This window comes from Flectobacillus sp. (assembly GCF_049240685.1).
Taxonomy (GTDB): domain Bacteria; phylum Bacteroidota; class Bacteroidia; order Cytophagales; family Spirosomataceae; genus Flectobacillus.
Map to the genome: position 1 here is coordinate 1 of NZ_JBMLSD010000483.1, position 2,681 is coordinate 2,681.

Sequence of the window (2,681 nt, forward strand, 5' to 3'; positions counted from 1 at the left end):
ATGCACAATCTTAAACTTTATTTTGCGTACTAACTTAACATTAAGATTTTGATTTCGGAACATCGTGCCGAACATTCCAGATAAATCCGAAATCAAGAATCTATGCTATCATCGAGAGACTAACTCAAACTATCCCCCACTCACTGGTGGAATTAACGCAATTTCGTCTCTTTCTGATAATACTAAATCCTGTTCGGCATATTCGTTATTTACAGCCAACAATAACGAGCGAATAGCAGCCAACTTAGGGTATTCGGCTCTGAGCAAGGTCAACAAACCATCAGTTGTGAGAGTATCTGATACCTCCAAAGTTATCGAGCTATTGCCTACAATTTCTTTAGTGATACCAAACAAGGCAATTGTATATTTCATTAGGTTAAATTTTTGATTCTAGGATTCAATAGTATATTTGTTTGTATTGATTACAGAAATACTATCAGCGATAAATATAAACGTTTCTTTTTGAACAAATTTTCCAAGATTTTGATTGCTAATATAACGAAGTAAATCAATAATTTGAGGACAACCAATGGGGATTTACCCAAAATACTATATCATCCGTATTTGTGACAACTAATCCATCCATAACAACTCCCGACAATCGCCCTGTGATTTATGACAATCACGGTCGACCGATTACTTATTTGAGACTTGCTGTCACCGACCGATGCAATTTGCGCTGCTTTTATTGTATGCCCGAAGAAGGTATCAAGTATCTTCATAAATCAAAGTTGTTAAGTTATGAAGAAATGCTCCGCATTGTTGGTGTACTTGCAGAATTAGGAATTAGCAAAGTGCGTATTACAGGAGGAGAACCCTTTGTCCGTAATAATCTCATTGATTTTTTGTATCGCCTAGCCGACATTCAAGGAATCGATGAGCTAAATATTACAACCAATGGTGTACTGACAGGGCAATATCTCAAACAAATGAAAGAAATCGGGATTCGCTCTGTCAATTTGAGTTTGGACACTTTGGATGCGCAACGCTTTTTTGATATTACCCGTCGCGACGAATTTTCGAAAGTATATCAAACCCTTTTTGATTTATTAGAAGCAGGTTTTGAAGTAAAAATCAATGCTGTGGTAATGGATGGAAAAAATACCGATGATATTTTACCTTTGGTAGCCCTTACCGAGCATCATCCTGTGGCAGTTCGCTTTATTGAAGAAATGCCTTTCAATGGCGAAGGCTCGCATTATCCTGTGCTTCACTGGAATATACACCGTATTTTAGACACCATTCGAGCTACCTATCCGAGCCTTAGCAAAATGATTGATGCACCGAATTCTACTTCATACAACTACCAAATTCCAGGTTTCAAAGGCAATATTGGCGTTATTGCAGCGTTTTCAAGAACCTTCTGTGGCACTTGCAATCGTATCAGAATGACCGCACAAGGCGAATTAAAAACTTGTTTGTACGACGAAGGCGTGCTAAGCATCCGAGATTTGATTCGTTCGGGTATCAGCAACGAAGAATTGAAAGGAGTTTTTATCAATACTTTTCAACAAAGAGCTAAAGATGGCTTCGAAGCTGAGAAACGTCGTACCAAGCTTATAACTGAATCCATGACAACCATTGGAGGATAATCCATAAAAATCTTAATTTTGCAATTCATTTAATCCCCTGCCAACCCAAAAGTATCTTGGAACGGGTTGACGGGGGCATATTTTATATAGACGATGACAATTGAGCAAATTTTTGATGGTTTCAATCAACTCAAAGTGCTAATCATAGGCGATTTGATGATTGATGCCTATACCTGGGGTAAAGTAGAACGTATCTCTCCTGAAGCTCCAGTACCAGTAGTAAATGTAAAACAAAGAGAAATGCGTTTGGGTGGTGCTGGCAATGTAGTGATGAACGTTCAGGCACTTGGCGCAAAGGCTATTATTTGTTCGGTAATCGGGAAAGATTCTTATGGTAATGCCCTATTGGATTTGTTGGAAGAAAAAGAGTTATCTACAGAAGGTATTCTTCAATCCGAAAAACGTATCACAACCGTAAAAGAACGTATTATTGCAGGTACACAGCAAATTGTACGCGTAGATACCGAAACCGACAGATTGATTTCAGAGAATGAGCGTGATTTACTTTTAACTAAAATCAAAGCTTTGGCATTAGATGCCCAGGTAATTATTTTTGAAGATTATGATAAAGGTGTTTTGTCGAAAGAACTTATTGCAGACGTAATAGAGTTTGCACAAGAACATCATATCCCCACGGTAGTTGACCCTAAAAAACGTAATTTTCTCAATTATCAAAATGCTACCTTATTCAAGCCAAATTTGAAAGAACTCAAAGAAGGTCTCAACATTCAATTTGATTCAAAAGATCCCGTTGAATTGGCTATGGCAGTAAACATGCTGATAGAAACCTTAGAAGTAAAGGGAGCTTTTGTAACCTTATCTGAGCAAGGTGTTTTCATCAATTTCAAAGATGAAGAAAAGCATATTCCTGCCCATATTCGACAAATTGCAGATGTTTCAGGAGCTGGCGATACCGTTATCTCGATTGCAGCTTGTTGTGTAGCACTCGATTTGTCTCCAGAGTTAGTAGCAGGGTTATCGAATTTAGGCGGTGGACTTGTATGTGAATCGGTAGGAGTTGTTCCAATCAATAAAGAAAGACTGCTGGCGGAAGCCAAACAAAACTATCATAATAGGCTTTAGGCTGTA

General features: G+C 38.1%; 3 protein-coding genes. 2 read left to right on the forward strand and 1 reads right to left on the reverse strand.

The annotated features are described in order from the left end of the window. Positions 1-129 precede the first annotated feature (129 nt). Positions 130-372, reverse strand: a complete 243-nt coding sequence (locus tag ACOVQ4_RS22310; RefSeq protein ID WP_421822799.1) for a MoaD/ThiS family protein — start codon at positions 370-372, stop codon at positions 130-132. A gap of 236 nt (positions 373-608) precedes the next feature. Between ACOVQ4_RS22310 and moaA the strand changes: the two genes are divergently transcribed. Continuing rightward, positions 609-1,592, forward strand: coding sequence for a GTP 3',8-cyclase MoaA (moaA, locus tag ACOVQ4_RS22315; RefSeq protein ID WP_421822801.1), 984 nt, complete (start codon positions 609-611; stop codon positions 1,590-1,592). A 93-nt stretch (positions 1,593-1,685) separates the two neighbouring features. Then, a complete protein-coding gene (locus tag ACOVQ4_RS22320) occupies positions 1,686-2,675 on the forward strand; it encodes a bifunctional heptose 7-phosphate kinase/heptose 1-phosphate adenyltransferase (protein WP_421822800.1) in 990 nt (329 codons plus the stop codon). The last annotated feature ends 6 nt before the right edge of the window (positions 2,676-2,681 follow it).

Bases quoted from the DNA above. Each gene is read 5' to 3' on its own strand.
- ACOVQ4_RS22310 (WP_421822799.1), bottom strand. From the start codon at position 372: ATGAAATATACAATTGCCTTGTTTGGTATCACTAAAGAAATTGTAGGC.
- ACOVQ4_RS22320 (WP_421822800.1), top strand. From the start codon at position 1,686: ATGACAATTGAGCAAATTTTTGATGGTTTCAATCAACTCAAAGTGCTA.